Annotated in this window: 16 protein-coding genes; 7 read left to right on the plus strand and 9 right to left on the minus strand. The window is 66.5% G+C overall.

Annotation, left to right across the window (positions count from 1 at the left end; translation table 11 throughout):
• Positions 1 to 146: 146 nt before the first annotated feature.
• Positions 147 to 518, plus strand: a complete 372-nt coding sequence (locus BMX07_RS06720; RefSeq protein WP_090615715.1) for a TlpA family protein disulfide reductase — start codon at positions 147 to 149, stop codon at positions 516 to 518.
• Here the strand turns inward: BMX07_RS06720 and BMX07_RS06725 are convergent.
• From BMX07_RS06725 to BMX07_RS06740, 4 genes are all read right to left on the minus strand, one after another.
• Positions 515 to 2755, minus strand: coding sequence for a thioredoxin domain-containing protein (locus BMX07_RS06725; RefSeq protein ID WP_090615718.1), 2241 nt, complete (start codon positions 2753 to 2755; stop codon positions 515 to 517). The genes BMX07_RS06720 and BMX07_RS06725 overlap by 4 nt on opposite strands.
• A 95-nt stretch (positions 2756 to 2850) precedes the next feature.
• Positions 2851 to 3531 (minus strand): hypothetical protein, encoded by a 681-nt coding sequence (locus BMX07_RS06730; RefSeq protein ID WP_090615720.1) that lies wholly within the window; start codon positions 3529 to 3531, stop codon positions 2851 to 2853.
• 33 nt (positions 3532 to 3564) lie between these two features.
• Entirely contained in the window at positions 3565 to 3891 is a 327-nt protein-coding gene (locus tag BMX07_RS06735) for a hypothetical protein (RefSeq protein ID WP_090615724.1), read from the minus strand.
• A 2-nt stretch (positions 3892 to 3893) separates the two neighbouring features.
• Positions 3894 to 4409 (minus strand): calcium-binding protein, encoded by a 516-nt coding sequence (locus BMX07_RS06740; protein ID WP_245742065.1) that lies wholly within the window; start codon positions 4407 to 4409, stop codon positions 3894 to 3896.
• A 1020-nt stretch (positions 4410 to 5429) separates the two neighbouring features.
• Between BMX07_RS06740 and BMX07_RS06745 the strand changes: the two genes are divergently transcribed.
• Entirely contained in the window at positions 5430 to 7211 is a 1782-nt protein-coding gene (locus BMX07_RS06745) for a hypothetical protein (RefSeq protein ID WP_245742066.1), read from the plus strand.
• A gap of 11 nt (positions 7212 to 7222) precedes the next feature.
• Here the strand turns inward: BMX07_RS06745 and acnA are convergent, their stop codons facing one another.
• From acnA to BMX07_RS23665, 4 genes are all read right to left on the minus strand, one after another.
• Positions 7223 to 9955 (minus strand): aconitate hydratase AcnA, encoded by a 2733-nt coding sequence (gene acnA / locus BMX07_RS06750; protein WP_090615733.1) that lies wholly within the window; start codon positions 9953 to 9955, stop codon positions 7223 to 7225.
• Between the two features lie 292 nt (positions 9956 to 10247).
• Complete coding sequence (locus tag BMX07_RS06755; protein WP_090615736.1) at positions 10248 to 10820, minus strand: dihydrofolate reductase; 573 nt, start codon at positions 10818 to 10820, stop codon at positions 10248 to 10250.
• Positions 10817 to 11833 (minus strand): thymidylate synthase, encoded by a 1017-nt coding sequence (gene thyA / locus BMX07_RS06760; protein WP_090615739.1) that lies wholly within the window; start codon positions 11831 to 11833, stop codon positions 10817 to 10819. Before thyA ends, BMX07_RS06755 begins: the two co-directional genes overlap by 4 nt.
• A gap of 174 nt (positions 11834 to 12007) precedes the next feature.
• The gene (locus BMX07_RS23665) at positions 12008 to 12274 is read right to left on the minus strand and encodes a hypothetical protein (protein ID WP_139210835.1); all 267 of its coding nucleotides are present in this window, start codon (positions 12272 to 12274) and stop codon (positions 12008 to 12010) included.
• A gap of 767 nt (positions 12275 to 13041) precedes the next feature.
• On the opposite strand from BMX07_RS23665, the gene BMX07_RS06770 reads away from it, so the two are divergent.
• From BMX07_RS06770 to BMX07_RS06780, 3 genes are read left to right on the plus strand one after another with little or no spacing between them, the layout of a single operon-like run.
• On the plus strand, positions 13042 to 14709 hold the full coding sequence (locus BMX07_RS06770) for a ribonuclease H-like domain-containing protein (protein ID WP_090615746.1): 1668 nt from the start codon (positions 13042 to 13044) through the stop codon (positions 14707 to 14709).
• Between the two features lie 3 nt (positions 14710 to 14712).
• Entirely contained in the window at positions 14713 to 17442 is a 2730-nt protein-coding gene (locus BMX07_RS06775; protein ID WP_090615748.1) for a DEAD/DEAH box helicase, read from the plus strand.
• Between the two features lie 45 nt (positions 17443 to 17487).
• Positions 17488 to 17697: a hypothetical protein gene (locus tag BMX07_RS06780; protein WP_090615751.1), complete on the plus strand. Its 210-nt coding sequence runs from the start codon at positions 17488 to 17490 to the stop codon at positions 17695 to 17697.
• 259 nt (positions 17698 to 17956) lie between these two features.
• Here BMX07_RS06780 and BMX07_RS06785 read toward each other — a convergent pair whose 3' ends face one another.
• On the minus strand, positions 17957 to 19381 hold the full coding sequence (locus BMX07_RS06785) for a DUF6498-containing protein (protein WP_090615754.1): 1425 nt from the start codon (positions 19379 to 19381) through the stop codon (positions 17957 to 17959).
• A 416-nt stretch (positions 19382 to 19797) separates the two neighbouring features.
• Between BMX07_RS06785 and purD the strand changes: the two genes are divergently transcribed.
• Together purD and BMX07_RS06795 are read left to right on the plus strand one after the other, a co-directional pair.
• Entirely contained in the window at positions 19798 to 21123 is a 1326-nt protein-coding gene (purD, locus tag BMX07_RS06790) for a phosphoribosylamine--glycine ligase (protein ID WP_090615757.1), read from the plus strand.
• 309 nt (positions 21124 to 21432) lie between these two features.
• Entirely contained in the window at positions 21433 to 23697 is a 2265-nt protein-coding gene (locus tag BMX07_RS06795) for a cation:proton antiporter domain-containing protein (protein ID WP_090615760.1), read from the plus strand.
• Positions 23698 to 23779 lie beyond the last annotated feature (82 nt).

The raw sequence follows: 23779 nt of genomic DNA on the forward strand, positions 1-23779 counted from the left end.
GCTCGAAACGGGACGTTGCGAACCGCATCGATCCGGAACGTCCCCACACGGATGACCGGTCGACGACGGGACGCGCCGGACCACACCCCGGCGAAGACCCTGCCAGAAACACCGCGGTTAAGCCCGCGGAGACGCAACCCGTGCGTATGAGTCTCGAGACCATGCGGCCGAACCCCACGTGGGACGCGGCGTCCTACGAGGACGCGGTCGACACGCTCGCAGCGCACGGCGACGAACTGGTGTACAAGATCTGGGGCGGTGACTGGTGCAAGGACTGTCGCGCCCTGCTGCCCGATTTCGGCGCGGCGCTCGAGGCCGCCGACGTCCCCGACGAACGGATCGAGGAATTCGCGCTCGACCGGGACAAACAGGGCCCGGGCGTCGAGGAGTACGGTATCGACCGCATTCCGACGATCGTGGTCGAGACCGACGACGGCGAGGAGGTCACGCGCTTCGTCGAGGAGGAGGCCGTGCCGCCGGCGATCTGGCTCGCCGACGAACTCGAGAGCGACGACTAGAACGGACTTCCGGACTCGTCCAGCGTCTCGCTCGAGCCGACGGACTCGTCGTTCTCGCCGAGCCACTCGAGCGCGTCGGCGACGTCGTGGGTCGGCGGCGAACACGTCCGATCGCGACAGACGTACAGCGTCGGCTCGTCGTCCCGCGCCTCGCGTCCCGCCCAGATCGCGGGGGCGTCGGCGAGCCCCAGCCGATCGAGCCACGCCTCGAGTCCGTCCGCGGTCGGCGGCCGAAGCGCGAACAGGCGGTCCGGCAGATACCGCGAGGCGAACCGGTCGCGCCACTCCTCGGGGAGGTCGTCGGCGGCGACGGTCACCTCGAGCGCGCCGGCCTCGAGTCGGTCGGCGGCGAGACAGAGCGTCGCGTGCTCGATCGCGTTGGCCTCGATCGTGTTCGCGTGGGTCTCGAGGACGGTCGCGGCGATTTCTTCGAACTCCTCGTCGACGGCTTCGCCGTCTCCCCGAGGGATCTCCGATCCCTCGCTGTCGGCGAACGTATCGAGCGCGAGCAGGGTCTCGACCGCCACGCCGGTCGCAGAGGGGGTCGACTGGTCGCCGAGCTCCTGGGGCCGGGTGACGAGCGACTCGCCGCTTTCGGGCGTGAAGTACAGCGTCCCCCGGTCGGCGTCCCAGAACTCGGCCTCGATGACGCGGGCCAGCTCGAGTGCGAACGCGAGGTGGTCGACCTCACCCGTGGCCTGATAGCAGTCCAGCGCACCGCGTGCGAGGAAGGCGTAATCCTCGAGGTAGCCGTCGACCTTGACGTCGCCATCTTTGTACCGCCGCGAGAGCCGACGCTCGTCGTCGTCCCAGAGCCGATCGCGGACGAACGCGAGGGCCTCGACGGCGGTCTCGGCGTAGTCGCCCTCGCCGAGTACCAGCGCCGCCTCGGCGTAGGTCGAGATCATCAGTCCGTTCCAGCCGGCGAGTACCTTCTCGTCGCGATCGGGCCGGGGACGCTCCTCGCGGGCCTCGAACAGCCGTTGGCGGGCCGCGTCGAGTCGCTTCAGGATCTCGCTCTCCGTGAGATCGAACTGGGCGGCGAGTTCCGACACACTGGCCACGCGGTTGGGCTGGTTTCGCCCCTCGAAATTACCCGATTCGGAAATGTCGTAGCGCGCACAGAAGAGGGCGGCGTCAGTCTCGGTATCGAGAACCGCCCGGACGTCGTCGGGCGTCCAGACGTAGAACGCGCCCTCCTCGCGCTCGCCGGTCTCGGGCGACTCGCTCTGTGCGTCGAGGGTGCTGAAGAAGCCACCCCCGTCGTGTGTCAGTTCGCGGTCGACGAACTCGAGGGTCTCCGCGACGACCGTGGCGTAGCGATCCGCGCCCGTCAGCTGGTAGCCCGAGAGGAACGCCCGCGGGATCTCGGCGTTGTCGTACAGCATCTTCTCGAAGTGGGGGACGGTCCAGTCCCGGTCGACACAGTAGCGGTGGAAGCCGCCGCCGACGTGGTCGTAGAGCCCGCCCGCGGCCATCGCATCGAGCGTCTCCTCGAACACCTCCAGGTACTCCTCCCCGTCGGTACGATCGGCCGCTCGTGCGAGAACGCGGAGCCGCGAGGGCTGCGGGAACTTCGGCCCGCCCGACCCGAAGCCGCCGGCACGGCGGTCGGCGCTGCGGAGGATCGCGTCGGCGGCCGTCTCGAGCACGTCGCTCGAGGGCGGTTCCGGGCTCCCACCGGCTGCCGCTCCGCCGGCGTCCGGGGTCTCCTCGAGTTGATCTCTCGCGGCGTCGGTCCACTGCTCGGCGCGGGTCTCCATCTCGGGGCGGTCCGCCTCGCTCTCCCAGGAGTCGCTGATGCGTTCACAGAGGTCGAGAAACCCGGGCTGGCCCTGCGTGCCCTCCCGGGGGAAGTAGGTCCCGACGAAGAAGGGTTTACCCTCGGGGGTGAGCCACGCCGAGAGCGGCCACCCGCCCCGCCCGCTCACGAGCTGGCAGACGGTCATGTAGATGCTGTCGACGTCGGGGCGCTCTTCGCGGTCGACCTTGATCGGGACGAAGTTCTCGTTGAGCACCTCGGCGACCGCTTCGTCCTCGAAGCTCTCGTCTTCCATGACGTGACACCAGTGACACGCCGAGTAGCCGATCGAGAGGAAGATCGGCACGTCCCGCTCGCGGGCGGCCTCGAACGCCCGTTCGTCCCACGGCTGCCAGTTGACGGGGTTGTCCGCGTGCTGGCGCAGGTAGGGGCTCTCCTCCTCGTCGAGCCGGTTGCGCTGGGTGGGGGAATCCATGTCGGACCCTATGTCCGCGGTTGCTAAAAGACACGGGCTCGGGGAACGCGACGATCGGATCGACCTCGAGTCGGTCGATCGATCGCCGTCGGTCGCTACTCGTCGTTTCCATCGGGTGCCGAATCGGCCGAACCGATGCGACGGGCCGTCGTTCGCAGGAGGGACAACTGCGTGCTGAACATTCGTGCGCCGGCTTCGAACGCGTAGCACGCGCCGCTCTCCAGCGATTCGCGCGTGAATACGATCATCGTCGACCGGACCTGTGCCCCACCGAGTTCGGACCGGACGACGTAGCCGACGTACTCGTCGGGCTGTGTCAGGACGGGAACCGTTTCGCCGTTCGGAAGCACGAGGAGTTCGACGACGGTCGGTGCCGGTATCCGATCGACGACTCGGACGGTCATCCCCGGCCGATACTCGTTCATCGGGACCAGCACGGATCGCTCCGCCTCGTCTCCCCCGTCCGACCGGCAGCCGTCGGACGAGCGTGCTTCGGCGGCGTCCCGTGAACGGATCGATTCGGGCGACTGCTCGCCGGCTGCGCCGGGAGTGTCCGGTCGCCGGTTCGTCGCAGTCGTCGCTGGATCGGTCCCCGAAACGTCCGCCCCGTTCGCGCCGCTATACTTTCTTTCAGTTGTCATATTTCGGTGGTGTATCAGGTTCGAGCGCGCTTCGCCGACTCTCGTCTCGATGGTCGCGACGCCTGCGCCGCTCGTCTCGTTCGTCAGCTGCCACCGCTCCGGCGGCCGATCCGTCGGTAGCCACGGTGGAGTCATCGTCGGACCTCGATAAAAAGAGAGGGTGAGACGCTACTCCAGCGACGTCGAGAGGAGGTTCAGTTGGGAGCTGAAGATCTGAGCGTCTTCGCCGAGCGTCCCGCTGTCACCGCTATCGTAACTCTCATCGCGGGTGAACAGGAGAATCGTGGGACCCTGCGGTCCGTTCTCGGCCTGGAGCCGGACGACGTGGCCGGTGTACTCGTCCGGCTGAGAGATTTCCGAGACGGTCTCTCCGTCGGCGGTCTGGAGGATCCGTACCGTCGTCCCCGTCTCGAGCTGTGAGACGACCTCGAAATCCTCGCCGGATTCGTAATCGTACGTGAACAATAGCACTTGTCCATCGTCATCTTGCACCATCGTTATTCACCTCCGTTTCCGCTGGCGGTCTCGTTCTCGCTGGCAGTCTCGTTTCCACCGTTGCCGCCGTCGCCGCCGTCGCCGCCGTCGCCGCCGCCAACCGACGTGGTCATGAGGTTCAGATCGGAACTCAGCACCGACGCGTCCTCGCCGAGCATTCCGCTGTCGCCGGCGCTCAGGCCCGCACCTCGCACGAACAGGAACGTCGTGATTCCGGATTCCTGTCCGATGTCGTACCGGATGATGTGCCCGGTCCACTCGTCCGGCTGGGAGATCTCCGGCACGGTTTCACCGTCCAGCTGTAAGATCTCGACCGTCGTGCTCTCCTGGAGCTGGGCGATGACGTCGAAATCCGCACCGGGATAGAGATCTGTCGCGAAGACCGCTATTCGGTCTTCCTGTGCACCGACCGTGGCCGTCCCGAACGCGCCCGTTCCGAGCGTCAGTGCGCCCGTCGCGAGGGCGCCCTTCGCCATGAACGACCGCCTCGAGTCGCCTGTCGTATTTTGTTCGCTCATTTTTCTCTCACACCCCGTAGCGGGGTGGACGGACCTTGACCGAGTTATCGAATAAACGCCGCCGACCGTTTCTTTCCGTATCAATTAATTTAACTAGCCTGGGAGTATCCTCGAGTGTTCGCGTTCGAAAGACGTTCGCTACGCCCGATCCCCCGTTTGCAGGGAGACACGTTCGCTGACAGTTCCCTGCTCGAGAAAACAGACCCGTGGACATCTGTCGCAGTTTCGAGAGTATCAGAAACGAGAACGCTTTCGGTTCGGGAGCGGAAAACAAGGATTACGTTGATCGTGGGACGGCAGAATAGTTGCGGTGGCCGACCGGCGTATATCGGCGAGTGGCGGGCCGGTACGGCCGTCGGAACTGACGGAGACGACGAACGCGCGCACGGTGTCAGTTCGTAATCACTGCTAGTCGTGAACGATCGGTCGGCGCGATCTAGTTCAGTTTCCTCGCTCGTGTCGGTCGGCGAACTAACTGCAGTGGCGCGAGGTGATCGGTCCGGACAATTGCCACATTCCGGGCGAACGGAGCGAACGTAACAGCGTCGGGACGAATCGCGACCGGAACGCGCGTTCCCGCGACAGTCAGGCGGTATGAGAGACGGGTCTCGGCGGCGAACGCTCGCCCGTCGTACCGACTTCGTGCGGTGGCGAGCTTCCCCCGAACGACACCCTCACCGTCGGGCTCGAGCCGAGCCGTCCCTGGATCGTCGTGGTTCGCGTTGCCGGCCGTTCGAGCGCCGATCCTGACGAGTTCGAGACGCGACGGCTCCGACGGCAGAACTCGACGGGGCGACCGACGTCCGAGGAAACTCTCCCTTTGGGACGGTAACCGTCGTCATATCGAGCGGTGTCCGGAAACAACACCGAGATACGTCACAAACGGTAGTGGACTTTATCGGTTCCCGCCGTCGACCAGTCTCGACCATGGTAGCTGATAACAATGGAGGGGTATCGCGCGACCGTGCGATCCGTCGTCGACAGTTCGTCCGCACGGCGGTGGCCGGAGTCGGGCTGGGAGTGATCGGCGGACGCTCGTCGGCGCAACGAGGGACGGACGATACCGACGCGACGGGCACCCCTGTCGCCCGAGGCGCGGCAGTCCGACGGGCCGACGACGAGGCAGCGGTCCTGTACACGTACCGGAAGCGGCGTGCGCTCGAGGTGCTCCTGTCCGATCCCGAGGTCCACGCCGCCGCCGAAGACATGATCTCGAGTTACGAGGCGTACGAACCGCTCTCGGATCGCCTCGACACGGTCAGCGTGCAGGGGTGTCCGGACGTCGAAATCGAGGGCGGCATCGAAGAAGGCCGGTTCGACGTCACGGCCGTCCAGCGACAAGTCGCCTACGGACACGTCGATCGGGGGACGGACGACCTCGTCGCGTTGACGATCACCGAACCGCAGGACGTCTCCTGGCGAGCGTGGGAGGCAACCGAACCGGAGACGGAACAGCTAGAGCGGGTGCTCGACGATTCCCGCGTTCGAGCGCTCGTCGACGACACCGACTGGTTTCCGCTGTTTACGATCTCCGAGTCGATCACGTCCGCCAGGGGGATCGAACACGGCGGCGTGAATCCGGTCGTTTTGTTCGTCGCGGATGCCGACTCGACGAGGGCGGTAGTCGCCTACGTGGATATCCGAGACGACGCCGTCGGCGACGTGGTCGACGTGAGTCCGGTGGACCGGTTCGTCGAGTATCCACCGCACGAACTGGCCGCCACCCTCGAGCCCGCGGACGAGACCGTCGTCGACGCCGTCCCTGACGTCCCGTTCGAGCGGCGACCGTGGTACACCGCGGACGACGGCGTCCACCGGACCGACGCGCCACCGGCGTCGTTCGACCGATCCGGATGGACCATCGACTGGGAGCCACCGGGACACCACGGCGTCGAGATTACCGCCTCGTATCGGGGAACGCCGGTCTTCGCGAGCCTCGAGTCGCCGGTGACCTTCACCGGATACGGCGTGCCGGAACGCGACGGCGAGACGACCCTGGACTGGTTCTTCCCGGATGGGGACCCCGTCTTCGCCGGGGAACTGCTCCGCTGGGACGTCCACAGCATCGAGTTCGGCGGGCCGGGACCGCTCGGCGTCGTCGAACACGCCGACGCGGATGACCGACCGTCGGGGTTCCGGTTCAGATCACACTACGAGACGGGGGCACAAGCGCCCGATGGGCAGGACCACCACTCCGGCTACCGGTTCGGCCAATCCAGCCACGAACTCGCCTACGACTTCTGGGCTGACGGCGTGGTCACGCCGGTCTGGCGACGACAGGGGCCGGGATTCGTTACCGAGTACGTGACTGCCGGTGCCGACGATGAGGACGACGCCACCGACGACGGTGCGGAATCGGAATCCGCCGTCGCCCACTACGCCATCTCGACGGTCACGATGGACCCCGTTCCGGGGACCACGGACGGTGTCGAGGTGGGCGTCGTCGACGAAACGGGGCGGTCGACACCCGAGACCGAGTTCTATCTCGCCGGCGAACCGGGCACAGTCGTCCAGTTTACGAACCCCGAGGGAACGGAGACGATCGAACTGCCGCTCGACGACGGCACGGAAGTCGTCGTCGTCCGTCGCGGTGCCGGCGAGATCCCCGGGCAACAGCGGCTCGAAAACCCGTCGGTGGAGTCCGCGTTCTATCATCCGGCGCAGTACATCGGAGACGAACCGATTCAGGGAGAACGCGTCGTCGCCTGGCTCCTGCGAGAGGCCGCGACGGCGGCGCTCCCCCATCCGACCGGAAGCACGTCGTTCGTCGCCCGGAACGTGATCTCTCTGTCCGGGTACTGACCCGCCTGTGGCTACTCTGTGAGCAGCCGGCGGAGTACGAGGTGGAGCACGCCGCCGTTCTCGACGTACTCGACGGCGGCGGGGGTGCCGACCTGCGCGGTCACGTCGAACTCCGTCGTCTCGCCGTCGTCTGCTTCCGCGACGACGGTGAGCTCGGCCATCGGCTCGAGGCCGTCCTCGAGGCCCTCGATGGCGAAGTGTTCGGAGCCGTCGAGGCCGAGTTCCTCCCAGCCCTCGCCGTCCTCGAACTGCAGGGGCAAGACGCCCATGCCGATGAGGTTGTCCCGGTAGATGCGCTCGTAGCTCTTGCCGATCGTCGCGCGGATGCCCAGCAGGTCGGTCCCCTTGGCCGCCCAGTCGCGACTCGAGCCGGTGCCGAGTTCCTCGCCGGCCATGACGATGAGCGGGGTGTCGTCCTCGCGGTAGCGCTTTGAGGCCTCGAAGACGGTGGTCTCCTCGCCCGTCGGGTGGTGGATGGTGTAGCCGCCTTCCTTGCCGTCTAACAGCTGGTTCTCGATGCGGACGTTCGCGAAGGTGCCCCGCATCATGACCTCGTGGTTGCCCCGTCGCGAGCCGTAGGTGTTGAACTCGTAGGGTTCGACGCCGCGCTCTTTCAGCCACTGGCCGGCGGGCAGGTCCTCGCTGAACGGTCCGGCGGGACTGATGTGGTCGGTCGTGACCGTGTCACCGAGCGTGAGCAGACAGCGGGCGTCCGCGATGTTCTCGACGCCGGGCTCCTCGAGCGGGAAGTCCGTGAAGAACGGCGGCTCGCGGATGTAGGTCGACTCGGAGTCCCAGTCGTAGACCTCGCCGGTGGGCGCGTCGAGGGCGTCCCAGCGCTCGTCGCCCTCGTAGACGTGCGAGTACTTCTCCTTGAACAGGTCCGAGGAGACGCTGTCGTGAATCGTTTCTTTGACCTCCTGTGGGTCCGGCCAGATGTCGTCGAGATAGACCTCCTCGCCGTCGTCGTTCGTCCCGATCGGCTCCGTCTCGAGGTCGATATCCATCTTGCCCGCGAGGCCGTAGGCGACGACCAGCGGCGGGCTGGCGAGGTAGTTCGCGCGGATCTTCGGGTGGATGCGGGCCTCGAAGTTACGGTTGCCCGAGAGGACGCTCGTGGTCCAGAGGTCGTGCTCGTCGATGGCGGCCTCGATCGGCTCTGCCAGCGGGCCGGCGTTCCCGATGCAGGTCGTACAGCCGTAGCCGACGACGTTGTAGCCCAGGCCCTCGAGGTCGTCGAGCAGGTCGGCCTGTTTCAGGTACTCCGTGACGACCCGACTCCCGGGCGCGAGGCTGGTCTTGACGTAGTCGGGCACGTCGAGCCCCTGCTCTAACGCGTTGCGTGCGAGCAGTCCGGCGGCGACCATCACCGACGGATTCGAGGTGTTCGTACAGCTCGTGATCGCGCTGACGAGGACGGAGCCGTGGCCGATCTCGACCTCGGTACCGTCCTCGAGCGTCACGGGGACCGTCTCGTCGAGACCGGGCTGGTCTTTCGCGACGAGCCCGCCGTCGCCTTCCGCGGCGCCCGAGTCAATTACACCTTCCTCCGCGAGCAGCGTGGGGAAGTGTTCGTCCAGATCGCCCATCGGGATCCGGGCGTGGGGCTTCTTGTGGCCCGCGAGGCTGGGCTCGACGTCGCCGAGGTCGAACTCGACCTCCTCGGTGAACTCGGGGTCGTGCTCGCCGAACAGACCCTGTGCCTCGAGGTACTCGCGGACGAGTTCGATGTGATCCTCGTCGCGGCCGGTGAGCTCGAGGTAGTCGAGCGTCGCGTCGTCGACCGGGAACATGCTGATGGTCGATCCCTGCTCGGGGGCCATGTTGGCGATCGTCGCGCGGTCGGCGACGGAGAGCTGGGAGACGCCGGGGCCGTAGAACTCGACGAACTTGTCGACGACGCCGACCTGGCGGAGCTTCTCCGTGATGTGGAGCACGAGGTCGGTCGCGGTCGCGCCCTCGGGCAGTTCGCCGGTGAGCTTGACGCCGACGACCTCGGGTAGCGTCATCGTGATGGGCTGGCCGAGCAGCGCGGCCTCGGCCTCGATCCCGCCGACGCCCCAGCCGACGACGCCGATGCCGCCGATCATGGGAGTGTGGCTGTCGGTGCCGACGAGCGTGTCGGGCAGGAGCCACTGGTCGCCCTCGTCCTCACGGGCGTGGACGACCCGTCCGAGGTGTTCCAGGTTGACCTGGTGGACGATCCCCGTTCCCGGGGGGACGACGTTGAACTCGTCGAACGCTTGCTGGGCCCACTTGATCGCGCGGTAGCGCTCCTCGTTGCGTTCGTACTCGAGTTCGACGTTCTGTTCGTACGCGTCCTCGCTGCCGAAGTAGTCGACCTGCACGCTGTGGTCGATCACGAGGTCGCAGGGGACCTCGGGTTCGACGATCGCGGGGTCCTTGCCGGCCCGGTCCGCGGCCGACCGCAGCGCGGCGAGGTCGACGACAGCAGGAACGCCGGTCAGGTCCTGTAACACGACGCGCGAGGGCTGGAACGGAACCTCGGCGTCGGGAACGTCGGGCTGCCACCCGGCCGCCGCTCGCACGTCGTCCGCGTCGACGGAGCCGCCGTCGGTCGCGGCGTTTCGCAGTACCGATTCGAGCAGCACGCGAACACTCACGGGCAGTTTTTCGAGGTCACAGAGGCCCCGCTCCTCGAGCACCGTGAGGTCGGCCATCTTGTAGGTCTCGCCGTCGTGGTCGAACTCCCGGATCGCGTCCGAGAACGTATCACTTCCCATATATGGGTTTGGAGGGGAGGGCATTTCAATCCCTCGAGAATCCCCAGCAAGGTCCCCCTATACCCCATATTTGACGGATGAGGTATGCCATTATATAATACCAGTTGTATGAAGGTGTTCGCTGTGCGATCGGTTCGGCTCGCGGGGACGACGTGGACTCGGCGCCGGCCGGACAGGCTCAGCACTGGGCGTCGCGACTGTTCCAGCGGCCGGACTGCCGTTCGAGCGGCCGGCGGGGAGCGCCCGGAGACCGGACGGTCGCGAAAGAGACGGCGGTCGGAGCGAGTCCCCGCTACTCGACCGTCGATTCCGCGCGGACGTACTCGCAGAACGCGAAGCCGTCGCGCTCGTCTCGAGCGACTTCCGTCCACGCGTCGCGGTTCCAGTCGGGGAAGACGGTGTCGCCGTCGGGTTCGTCGTGGACCTCGGTGACGACCAGTCGGTCGACCGCGGGCAGAAATTGGTCGTAGACGCTCGCGCCGCCGGCGACGAAAATCCGGTCCACGTCGTCGTGACGGTCTCGTGCAGCCGCCTCGGCCGTCTCGACGGCCTCCTCGAGTCCGTGGGCCGCCACGGCACCGTCCGGCGTCTCGAGGTCCCGGCTCGTCAGGACGACCGTCGTTCGGCCGGGCAACGGCTCGCCCAGCGTCTCGAGGATGCCCTCGTAGGTCACTCGCCCCATGATGACGGGGTGGTCCATGGTCGTCTCTTTGAAGTGCGTCATGTCGTCGGGAATGTGCCAAGGCATGTCGCCGTCCTTGCCGATGACGCCGTTGTCGGCGACGGCGACGATGGCGACGAGTTCGCGGTCGGTCTCGAGCGCCGGCGTCGCGTTCGCGCTCTCGGATGTCCCGTCCGCGGTCATTCGGCCACCGAGAACTCGATCCCGTCGTGGGACTCGTACCCCCGTAGTTCGACGTCCTCGTACGCCAGGTCGTCGATCGACGTGTCCGCCACCTCGAGCGTCGGGCGCTCGAGCGGTTCTCGAGACAGCTGCTCGAGCAGGCCCGGCACGTGATCGAGTCGGTCGTCGCCCTCGGCCTCGGCGGGAGCCTCGGACTCGAGCCACGCCTTGATAGCCAGATACTCCGCGCGCTCGTCGGCGTCGGCCAGTCTGGACTGGAGTGCCTCGAGGTTGTCGGCGTACCACTCACCGCGGTCGCCGCGACCGCAGTAGACGTGCGTGTCGACGACGGTGTGGGCGAACGTGCCCGGTTCGAATCCGGTCTGTTGTGCGATGACTTTGGTCAGGAGCGCGTACGCCGCGATGTTGAACGGAATTCCCAGCGCGGTATCGCCCGAGCGCTGGGTCAGGTGGCAGTTCAGACGGTCGCCCTGCACGTTGAAGACGAACGAGTAGTGGCAAGGAGGGAGCGTCGAGACGGCCGCGTTGGCGGGATGCCACGCGTTGACCACCAGCCGCCGCGAGTTCGGTGAATCCGACAGGGTGTCGATCACGTACTGCAGTTGGTCGAAGGTACGCCGACCGTCCGTCTCCTCGGACACCCACCGGTGGCTCTCGTCCGGCCAGGACTCGCCCTCGAGTTGCGCATCCTCGTCCGGGACCGGGAACCGTCGCCAGAAGCGGCCGTAGGCGGTGTCCAGTCGGCCTTCCTCGTCGGCCCACGCGTCCCAGATCTTGGTCTCCTCGCGGAGGTCCCGAATGTGCTCCTCGCCGGAGAGATACCAGCAGACCTCGTGGAGCATCGAGTTCCAGCGGTAGCCGTCCATCTCCTTGGTCGTGAGGAGCGGATACCCCTCCTGGAGGTCGACCTCGTAGTGCTCGCTGAACGACGAAATCGTGTCGACGCCGGTCCGGTTGGGCTTGTAGGTGCCCTCGGAGAGGACCGTGTCGACGAGATCGAGGTACTGTCGCATTGCCCGTACCGTAGCGACCGAACGACCATAATAACGCACCATCCGGAAGCCATCAGGCCGGAAACAGGATCGACGACGGTATCGTCGTTCTCAGACGCTTCAAACCCGTCGAAGGGAGCGGAAGCAACCAGTAGCGGATTTCCAGATACGGTCCATACTCGTTCCAGGGGAAAATCACCGTTCCGACACGGAGAGGCGGAGATCGTGTCGCTCGACATCGATCCAGAGACTATTCGTGTCCGAGTTCAGATGTGTAGTCGATTTCGTCATCCCGTTGGCCCGGACGGTGGCGTCGTACTCGTTCCCGGCCGCGAAGACGTCCCGGAAGGCCACGAGGTCGTCCGGTGGGAGAGTGACGATATCGTAGACAGTAGCGCTGTCTGCGGGATCGTCGATCGTCACTCGAACGTCGACGCGCTCGTCGCCATCGTTCGAGATCACGATATCGGACGTCGGTCTGTATCCTTTCCGGAAGCGGATTCCGTCCGACGAAATCGTGTACGCAAAGTCATCGTGCGGCGATTTGCTCGGCCGCAGTGTCCGTTCCGTCGCCGTTTCGTCGGTCGACACCGACACAATGTAGGGTTCCGGCCCTGCCGTGAACAAGCCCCTAACCGACGTCTCGTCGCCTGGTTCGGCCGAGACGGTCTCTTCCGCCGTCGTCCCGTTGGCAGCAGTCACAGCTACCGCCGCATCGACTGATTCGGTCAGTTTGTTCCGGATCGAAACGACGTATTCGCCCGCGATTTCCGTGAAGTGTACGCGGTCTGCCTCACGTTGCGTGTTGGCAGGTTGGAACCTGCCGACACAGCCGGAAACTGCACCGAGTACGAACGGGCCGCCGCCAGCGAGGAGGTTGCGCCGTCTCATACGGAATAATCGCATGCGCTTGTATTTATCTCGTGTTCAAATAATCACATTTCTGTCACTGGAACGGTATTCTACCCAGATCGGCCAGACCGATAGTCGCGAACCGCGATCGATACTGTCGGAGTGGTTACTGAACATCGAAATCGTGTCGACGCCGGTTCGGTTGGGCTTGTGTGCGCCCTCGCGGCGAACCGCGTCGACGAGATCGAGGACTGTTGCAGTAGCGTCCCGTTCGAGCCGATCGGGGCAACCCGGTTTCCGTTTCGGTCGGTTCGGGTCGTTTCACTTTCACTTCGGTATCCAAACCGTCTTTATCGGTGCGGCCGTTCCGACGAGCGATGACCGCTCGAGACGGCGTCTGCCTGCTCGCCCTCCCGCCGTCCGCGATTACCGACCACCCCGCCGCGACGCTCGCCGATCTCGAGGCGACCCTCGAGCCCGACGCCGTCTGGGTGCTCGGTCCGGAGCACGAGCCGCGAGCCTTCGCCAGGGCCAGACGGGCGTTCGACGCGCCGGCGTTTCACCCGCCCCTCGAGACCGGCAACGGACCGGCCCCGCATCGAGAACGGATCAGAGCCGCCGGCGGTTCCGACGGCGTCGAGATCTCCGTCACACAGGGGCTCGGATCGCTTCGGGCATCGTCGGAGACCCGCTCGAGCGACGGGCCGATCGCCGCCTCCCGCGTCGCCGCGGTCGTTTGCGACGAGGTCACGACGACCGTTCGACCGACGGCCCTCGAGACGCACCTCGAGGGCGCGGCGACGCTCGCGAGCGCGCTCCCGGCGGGAGCAGCCACGACCGTGCTGACGGGGTCCGAGCCGGCGGCGTACGACGAGCTCTGGCACCTCGAGCGCGATACCGGCGCCGTTCGCGGCGTCGACCACGAACGCCGCACCGGCGTCGAACCACGCGACGAGGACTGCGTCTCCGTCCGCGTTCGGGGTGCCGGTCCCGTCGAGGGGTACGGCCGCTCCCGATCGATCACGATGCTGACGCTCACCCCCGACGGCGTCGAGCGTGTCACGACGCACGACGTGACCGACTTCGGCCTCGAGGCCGTCTCCGGCATCGGTCCGAAGACGACCGAACGGCTCGCCGAGCGCGGCGTAACGACCCGCGCGGAACTGCTCGAGACGTCGACCGAGACGCTCGCGGGGTTGCCGGGCGTCGGTCGCGCTCGAGCGCGAACGATGCACGAGCACGCGACGGTGCTCGAAACCGGCGAGCCCCGTCGGCTCACCGACGAGTCGCTGCCGGGCGCGGACTGGTCGACGCCGCCGTTGTGCGTGGACATCGAGACCGACGGCCTCTCGCCGACGATCATCTGGCAGATCGGCGTCTACGATCCCGTTGCGGACACCTACCGGGCGTTCGTCGAGACCGACGATCCGACGGACCCGGCGTCGGTGCTCGAGGCGTTCTGCGACTGGCTGCTGGGACTGCACCCGAACCGCGCGCTGCTCACGTGGAACGGCTGGCGGTTCGACTACCGCCACCTGGGTGCCTTTATCGCCAGACACGTCCCCTACTACGTCGACGAGTGGGAGTCGATCCCCAAGTTCGATCTCTACCTCTGGGCCGTGCGAAACGAGAACGCCTTGCTACCCGGTCGGACGAACCAACTCGAGGCCGTCGCCGACGCGCTCGGCTACGAGAACGCGGCGACGGGCCTCGACGGTGCGGCGACGGCGGCGGCCTACCAGCGGTTCATGCGGACGGGGGCGGAACTCGAGTGGGACCGCCACGAGGCCTACTGCGAGGACGACTGCCGGGCGCTCTGGCACGTCTACGAGCAGTTGCGTGACGCGCCGACGGCCTCGGCGTCGCCGGTCGAGGATATCTCGGCCTCGAGTCGTTCCGATTCGAGCGGCTCGGCTTCGTCTCCGCCCTCGAACGCGAGCGTACCGGGGTCCGAGGCGACCGACTCAGGCGCGACGGGACGAACGGCACGACGCGACGCGAGCGGCGATACCGACAGCGAGCAAACCGGACTGAGCGATTTCTAAGCCATGAGCAGCGATCACGAGGATTCAGCCGAACGGCACGACACCGACGGAGCGGACATCCCGGTCACCGGTGACGAGTTGGTCGATACCTTCCCCGGCTACCGCGACGGGGACGATATCACCGTCCTCGAACGCCCCGGCCGCGAGGCATCGACGGTACCCAACGAGCGCGTGCTCCGTCCCGAACTGGCCGATCCGCTCGAGTACGACCTCTACTCGCACCAGGCCACGGCCCTCGAGGCCCTCGCCGACGACGAGAACGTCTGCGTCGCGACGAGCACGTCCTCGGGGAAGACCCGGATCTACGCGCTCCAGATCGCGAGGAACTACCTCGAGGCCCGCGCCCGGGATGCGGATGCCACGGCGTACGTCCTCTACCCGACGAAGGCACTCTCGCGGGATCAGGAGCGGGAGTTGAACGACCTCTTCGAGCAGTTGGGCCTCGAGATCACGGTCCGGGTTTACGACGGCGACACCGAACGCGGGAGCAATCGCAAACGAATCCGCGAGGAGGCCGACGTCATCATCTCGAACTTCGCGGGCGTGAACACCTACCTTCACGACCACGACCGCTGGGCGCGGTTCCTCTCGACCTGCGACCTCGTGGTGATCGACGAGTCCCACACCTACACCGGCGTCCACGGAATGCACGTCGCCTGGATCGTCCGCCGGCTGAAGCGCGTCCTCGGCTACTACGACGCCGACCCGCAGTTCGTGCTCACGAGCGCGACGATCGGCAACCCCGGCGAGCACTCGTCGGCGCTGATCGACGAACCCGTTACCGTGATCGACGAAGACGGCTCGCCGACGGGACCGCGGGAGCTGGTGCTCTGGAACCCGCCGCCGCGGGCCCGCGAGGACGAGCGAAGCGAGTCCGCGGATACGCGACCGGGAGCGACGCGGGCCGAGCGTGGCGAGGGCCGCGAGGACGCCATCGTCGAGCGCGTCCCCGCCACCGTCGAGGCCCCGCGAATGCTCTCGCATCTGACCTACCACGACGCCCAGACGCTGTTGTTTAGCCCCTCGAGGAAACTCGCCGAACTCTCGGTCAAGCGGGCGTCGAAACACCGCCACGACAACCGCCGCTACTACACGAACCCCGACCGCGGGAGCGCGATCGAACCCTACCACGCGGGCCACTCGCGGAAGAAACGCCACGGGACCGAACACCAGCTCAAGACCGGCGTGCTCGACGGCGTCGCCTCGACGAACGCCTTGGAGCTGGGAATCAACATCGGCGAGATGGACGCGACGGTGCAACTGGGCTACCCGGGGCAACGCCAATCGTTCTGGCAACAGATCGGCCGTGCGGGTCGCGGAACCAAGCGCGCGCTCTCGGTGCTGGTCGCCGAGCACCGCACGCTCGACCAGTACGTCGTGACCAACCCCGACTACCTGCTCGAGTCCGACGTCGAGGACGCGGTCGTCGACGTGGACAACGACGCGGTGTTCGCCCAGCACCTGCGCTGTGCGGCCGACGAACTCGCGGTCGCCGGAGCCGACGCGGGGACGCTCGCCGACCGCGAGCGTCTCGAGCGGGCGGTCGAGATGTGGCGGCGCGCGGGCCAGCTTCGTGGCACGCTCGAGACCGGCGTCTCCTACGTGGGTCCGCCCCGTCCCCAGCAGTCGATCTCGCTGTACGCGACGACCGGCGAGGAGTACGAGGTCGACCTCGCCGACGGCGTCGACGAGCACTACGATCCGGGGATGGAGCCGCTGGCGAGGGAGCGCGTGCTGCGGGACTTCCACGAGGGCGCAGTCCGGCTGCATCAGGGGCAGCAATACGAGGTGGTGGACGTCGACCACGATTCGCCCCGACCCTCCGTGACCGTCCGGCCGACGGACGTCGACTACTACACGCGGACGCGGACCGACGTGACGGTCCTCGATGCGACCTCCGAGGAGTCCCGCAACGTCGGCGACTTCACGCTGCACTTCGGCCGCGGTCGAGTGCTGGTCTATCACGGCACCTACGACACGGTCGCCGTCCACGGCGGCAAGCGGAAAGAGCAGGGGATCCCGACCGAGAACCCGCCGCTCGAGATGGAGACCCAGCTCTGCTGGCTCGAGGTCCCCCAGCGCGTCGAGCGGGCGCTGATCGAGAAGTACCGGGACGTCGAGGTGCCCGACCTCGAGGACGGGCTGGCGGGGACTGCCCACCTCGGCTACGCGGGCGGACTTCACGCCGCCGAGCACGCGACGATCGGCGTCGCCCCGCTCGAGTTGATGGTCGACAAACGCGATCTGGGCGGGCTGGCGACGCTGACGATCGACTCGCACCTCGCTCAGGGGAAGGGTAGTACAGACGCGGACGTAGCGTACGGAACTGCAGGCAGCGCGAGTGGCGGCGGCGCGCCGCGAAACATCGCCGCGGCCGAGGCCACGGTGCGGGAGATCGCCGACGGCCTCGAGCGAACGCCCGCGAGCGGGTGGTTCATCTACGACGGGATCGAGGGCGGTCTGGGCTTCGCGCGGGCGATCTACGAGAACTACGAGGCCGTCGCGGAGCGCGCTCGAGCACTGATCGCGAACTGCGACTGCGGGAACGTCGACGGCTGTCCGGCCTGCGTGATGGACGAGCAGTGCGGCAACGACAACCAGCCGCTGCACCGCGACGCGGCCGTGGACGTGCTGGATCAGTTGCTGGACGACGCGGACGCGGGAGCGCTCGAGGCGTACCTCCCCGACGAGGAGTTCGGCGGGGACCGGCGGCCGCCGCTGTTCTATGCCTGAGATAAGATCAATAGAGTACCATCTTTCTGGGGCCGAGTACAGGATATGCCCGCACACGGAACCACGTCGCTCGAGCAGGTCGGTGCCTTCCTCGTCAGGGTGCTCGTGAGCGGCCTGGCCTGCTATCTCGCGATTCGCGTCGCTGACGGATTCTTCGCCCAATTAGCTGCGGCCGTCTTCTTCACCATCGTGCTCACCACCCCGTGGGAACTGGTGAATCGGCTCGGCGGACGCGAACCGAGCGATGGCGAGTGACGTCGCTGCGCTCGAGGGTGACGGGCCAACGATATCGGCGGATTCGTCCCCGAAGCCGCGTTCCTCGCCAGACTCGGAGCGGCCGTGATACTCACTGCGAGTCTCGACGGTCTGCGATGGCCGCCAGGGGCTCGACTGGCGAGTAATCGACGGCCGCTCGGGGCGCTCGAGACCCGTCAGTTCGCGTCGTCACCGGCTGTTGCCCCGCGGTCCTCGAGTCCGGTCGGCATCTCGAGCGTCGAGTGCACCGTTGGCCCGTTCAATCGGAGCTCGGATACGCCAGTCTCCAGAGTCCCAACGGAACGAACAGCGAGAACGGGAGTAAAAACGTGACCGGGACCAGCGCGATAACCGACGCCCACGGCCTGAAGGTGAGGATGAGGGCCCCGGCGAGCCCGACGCCGAGAACGACCGCGGCCCACGCGAGCCGTCGATCGATCGGGTCCAGTTCCATCGTCCGTACTGGGATCTCGAACGCGGAGACGAACGCGTCGGAATCCGACACGGGGCCGAGATCCCGCTCGAACTCGTCGTCACCCCACCCCATCGTGACGGCGAAGGTCCGCGTCCCGAGCAGGTGATCCGGGAGGTTATCGACGACGACCGTGGCATCCCGTACCTCGTCGGGGAGGACGGACCACTGCGGTTCGTCCACCAACGTATCGTACGCGACAAGTCGGTCCTCGTACCGGCGATACTCGAGCGGTCCGTACCTGAGAACGATCTTCACGAACTCCATCGCGGGTTGCAGGAGGAGCAGGAACGCGAACGCGACGCCAGTTCCGACCACGACCGCCAGGGGAGTGTCGTCACCGGTGAACACCGCGAGCGAGACGACCAACGAGATCAGAATCCAGGGTGCGAAAAATACGGCTCCGAAGAGCGTGTGGTGTGCGGCGGTGTACAGAACGGCGGTGTCGTCGGTCGAAATCCGCACGTCGGGGCCACCTTCGGGTACCATCGGTGGATCGACCGGCTTCGTCGGATCGTTTGGACCGGCGAGCCAGCCGAGGAGTCGTCCCGGCTCACCGTGGGCAGCGCGAAAGGTAGCCCAGTCGACGAGTAGCTTGCCGAAGACAAATCCGGCGAGGAGAGCCACCCCGCCGACGTCGTCCGGACTCACAACGACCATGAGGACGACCACCAGGAAGAACGTCTGGCCGACGTGCGTCTGGACGACCTCGTAGGCAGAGACCGTCTCGTAGCGGCCGCCGCGGAGATAGTCTCGCCACACGTCGGCCGAGGTGGCGGCCACGAGGGCGACGACGCTCATCACCACTTCCGATCGTAGGAGCACGTCCTCGACGGGAATCACCTCGCTGAGGACGCTTGCGCCGAAGACCGAAACCCACGCGAACCCGAGGAGGACGGTGCTGACGAACGGCACGTTCCGCGGATAGATCGGCGGGAGCCACGATACCAGTTCCACGCTGCCGCGTCGCTGCTTCAGTTCGTCCGAGACGTTTGGATCCTCGTCGTCCGTTTTCGGCGGCTGCTGGGCGAACAGCGCTTTCGCCGCCGTGAGCGGAAACGTCAGGAACATCTCGAGCACGTAGACCGTCACCAGTATCGCCGCGTCCCAGCCGAACGCGAGGACGCCGACGAGCGGAAGCAGGTTCGCGAAGAGGAGAGGGACGAATCCGATCCAGGGAACGGAGCGCTCGAGGGTGCGTGGGGAGACCATCGAATTCGGCGTTCGGGTTCGTCGCCGAGCTTTGTAATTCTGCTGAACTGTCGATCGAAATCGGCGTCGCTCGGGCGAACGCGCCTCGGTCGCGACGACGGAGACGGCTCGAATTCCGCGACCGCCCGGGACCGGAGCGGATCGGAGACGCGTGCGGAGTCCGACGGGATCGCTGGTCGCTGACGCGATTGGTCACCGCGGATACTGGACCGACCTGCAACAGCCGACCGGAACCGGTCGCGATGGTCCGGCGGAACGGCCGACACGGCACGTCCGTACATCGGGCCGTGTCACCGCAATAGGTGACGCTCCGCGACTCGGTCCGGCATCGTGTCGCCGGAAGTGACCACGACCGTGCATACTTTCAGCTCGAGGAAAGAGCAACGCTTACAGGTTCGTGCGTTCCGCTATCGACCATGCGAGAGAACGTGCTCCTGATCGGCGGCGGTGGCCGCGAACACGCCATCGCTCGCGCGCTCGAGGACAGCGAGGCCGACCTGTACGCCTGCGCCGGCAACCGCAACCCCGGAATCGCCCGCATCGCGTCCGGGTTCGAGACGCTCGAGACGACCGACCCCGAGGCTGTCGTCGACTACGCCGAGGACGTCGACGCGACCATCGCCGTCATCGGCCCCGAAGCGCCGCTCGATGCCGGCGTCGCGGACGAACTCGAGGCCGCGGGGGTCTATCCGTTCGGTCCGAAGAAGGCGGACGCCCGCATCGAGACGGACAAGGCCTTTCAGCGACGGTTCATGCAGGAAAACGACGTCCCGGGCTGTCCCGATTTCGAGACGTTCGACGACCCGGCGGCCGCCTGCGACTACATCGACGAGTACGACGGCGACCTCGCGATCAAGCCCGTCGGCCTCACCGGCGGCAAGGGCGTCAAAGTCATCGGCGATCAGGTCACCGCCGAGGAGGGCAAGGAGTACATCCGCGAGTCCGACTACGACCGGATCGTCCTGGAAGAGCGACTACTCGGCGAGGAGTTCACGATTCAGGCGTTCGTCGCCAACGGCGAGTTCCGCACGGCACCCGCAGTGCAGGACCACAAGCGCGCCTACGAGGGCGACGAAGGCCCCAACACCGGCGGCATGGGCAGCTACTCCGACGCGACGAACGAACTGCCCTTCATGACCGCGGACGATTACGACGACGCCGTCTCGATCATCGAGGCCACCGTCGACGCGCTAGACGACTACCGCGGGATCCTCTACGGCCAGTTCATGCTGACGGCTACCGGTCCCCGGGTCGTCGAGTTCAACGCCCGCTTCGGCGACCCCGAGGCGATGAACACGCTGCCGGTTCTCGAGACCGACTTCCTCGAGATCGTAACTGCCGCTCGCGACGGCGACGCACCGCCGGCACTCGAGTTCGCCGAGCAGGCGACGGTCTGCAAGTACGCGGTGCCGGAGGGGTACCCCACCGACCCCGAGGCGGGTGCGAAGGTGCAGGTCGACGAGGAGAGTGCCGGGGACGCGTTGCTCTACTACGCCAGCGTCGAAGAGCGACGCTCTTCGAGTTCTGATGACGTGGACGAACGCGACGACGGGATCTACACGACGACGTCCCGGTCGTTCGCCCTGGTCGGCGTCGCCGACTCGATCGCCGAGGCCGAGGAGATCGCCGAAGACGCGCTCGCGGTCGCCGGCGAGGAGGGACTGCGCGTCCGCCACGACATCGGCAAAGCGGACCTCATCCAGCGCCGGATCGATCACGTGAACGAGCTCCGCGGCGAGTAAATCGAGATCGAGACACGCGGGCGCTCGCATCGCGCTGTTTCTCGCTGATCGCCGGGCATCTCGGAACGGCGTCTCCGTTTTGGGCACTTCGAGGCGTCCCCGTTCCGTACGTCTCGTACCGCCAAGCGGCGCTCCCGTCGCCGCGTCGACTCGTCGTCACGCGGACGGGACGTCGGTCGTTCGTCGCGCTGACTGGTCGGCGCCAATAACTGTCAGTTTACCATTCACTAGCGTGGAACGAAGTATCTGGGAGTCCCACGGTACGACGGAGCCGATCGCCCGCGATCACGCCGATCTGTGCAGATTCCGATGGCAATTATCGAACCGCTCGGACACCACGAACTGTTGCTCGTCATCGTCCAGCTCACGCTGTTGCTCTTCGTCGCGAGAGCGCTCGGCGAGGCGTTCAGTCGAATCGGCCAACCGACGGTCGTCGGCGAGCTGTTCGCGGGCGTTCTGCTCGGCCCGTCGGTGCTCGGCCTCGTCGTACCGGGCGTCTACGAGTCGCTGTTCGCGGTCTCGGAGAGCCAGTTCCACCTGCTCGAGGTCATCTCGTGGCTCGGTCTCATCCTGTTGCTGATCGTCACCGGCCTCGAGACGGACATCGATCTCATCGTCAGCAAGGGGCGAACGGCGGTCATCCTCTCGCTCGGCGGGATCGTCGTGCCCTTTACGACCGGATTCGCGCTGGGCTGGGTACTGCCGGTATCGTTCGTCGCGTCGCCGGGCCAGCGGCTCGTGTTCAGTCTCTTTCTCGGAACCGCGATGAGTATCTCCGCGATCCCCGTCATCGCGAAGGTGCTCATCGAACTCGACGTCATCCGTCGCGACATCGGCCAACTGATTCTCGCCGCGGGGATGGTCGACGACACGATCGGGTGGATTCTGTTGGCCACGGTCGCCGGACTCGCTCGAACCGGCGTCGTCGATATCGGATCGGTCGCGACGACGATCGTCTCGGTGCTCGTCTTTCTCGGCGTCTCGCTTACCGTCGGACGTCGGTTCGTCGCGGCACTCGTTCGCTGGGTCGGGACCGTCTTCGGCAGCGAGGTCGCGCTGGTCTCGACGGTGATCGTGCTCGCGTTCGCAGCGGGCGCGGTCACCCAGTACATGGGGCTCGAGGCGATCCTGGGCGCGTTCGTCGTCGGAGTGCTGGTCGGCCAGGTCAAGCGCTTCCCCTACGAACTCCGACACACGCTCGAAGTGATCACGCTCGCCGTCTTCGCGCCGCTGTTCTTCGCGATCGCCGGGCTGCGAATGGACGTGGCCGCCCTGTTCGACGAGACGGTGTTCGCCGTGGGACTCGTCGTCCTCGGGGTGGCGTGTTTCGGCAAGTTCGCCGGGATCATGGGCGCGTCTCGGCTCGCCGGCCTCTCGAGGTGGGAGGGAGTCACGATCGGTGGCGGGATGAACGCTCGCGGGGCCATGGAGATCATCGTCGCGACGGTGGGACTCGGCGCGGGCATCTTGACGACGGACATGTACAGCATTATCGTCGCGGTCGCCATCGCGACCTCCGTGATCGCACCGGTGATCATGCGGTGGTCGATCCCGAAGATCGAGATGAGCGAGGACGAACGCGAGCGCATCGAACGCGAGGCGTTCCTCCGGGGGAGTTTCGTCAACACCCTCACGAGAATTCTGTTGCCGGTCGGTGGCGGTGCGGACGGCCGGTACGCCGCCCGTCTCCTCGATCCGCTCGTTCGCGATCGCGATATCGACCTCGACGTGATGTGCGTGAGCGACGGTTCCGGTGCCTCGGACGGACGGTACGACGGCTTCTTCACCGGTCTCCGAAACGATCGCTTCGCGCCGACGCGAGCGAACCACGGGTCCGGACGGCCCACCGCCGTCACGTCCGACGAGGTGGATCGTGTTTTCGAACCGATCGAACGCCGGTTACGCGACCGGAGGCAGCCGTCGAGAACGTTCGTTCGCAACGCCCGGGGAACGGTCGCCGAGACGATTCTCGACGAGCTGGACGCCGGGTACGATCTCGCCGTCCTCGGCGAGTCGGTCGTCGGCGACGAGTCCAACGAATCCCTGTTCGGTACGACGGTCGACCGCATCATCCAGGGGACGACGTGTCCGAAGATGATCGTCAGTACACCGTTCGAACCGGCTGCGTCGACGGATCGGGCCGACGAGCCCATCGACCGAATTCTCCTCCCGACGGTCGGGACGGTGTCCAACCGCCACGCCGCCGAGATCGCGTTCACCGTCGCCGCAGCGGAAAACGCGCTCGTCGAGATCGTTCACGTCGTCGACGAACCCCCGTTCGACGACCGGTTCGCCACTCGACCAGATCCCTCCGAGCAGGTTCGGATCGGCGAACAGATCGTCGAGCGGGAGGCGGAGTTCGGCAGACGACTCGACGCGACGGTGCTGACGAGGGTGACGATCTCGGAGACCCCCGAAACGGAGATCGTCGACCTCGCCGACCGGACCGACGCCGACGTGATCGTTATGGGCGCGAACATGCGGCCGATCTCTCGACGGGTGTTTCTCGGCCATCGCGTGGAGTACGTCGTCCGGAACGCTCCGTGTCCGGTCACGATACTCAGTTCGCTCTGAGCGTTCCGACGCGGACGAGACTGGACGGCGCTGCGAGCCGACCGGCCCGCTCGTACACGGATCGATTCGGCGGGGGCCGTCG

The organism is Natrinema salaciae (assembly GCF_900110865.1).
Taxonomy (GTDB): domain Archaea; phylum Halobacteriota; class Halobacteria; order Halobacteriales; family Natrialbaceae; genus Natrinema; species Natrinema salaciae.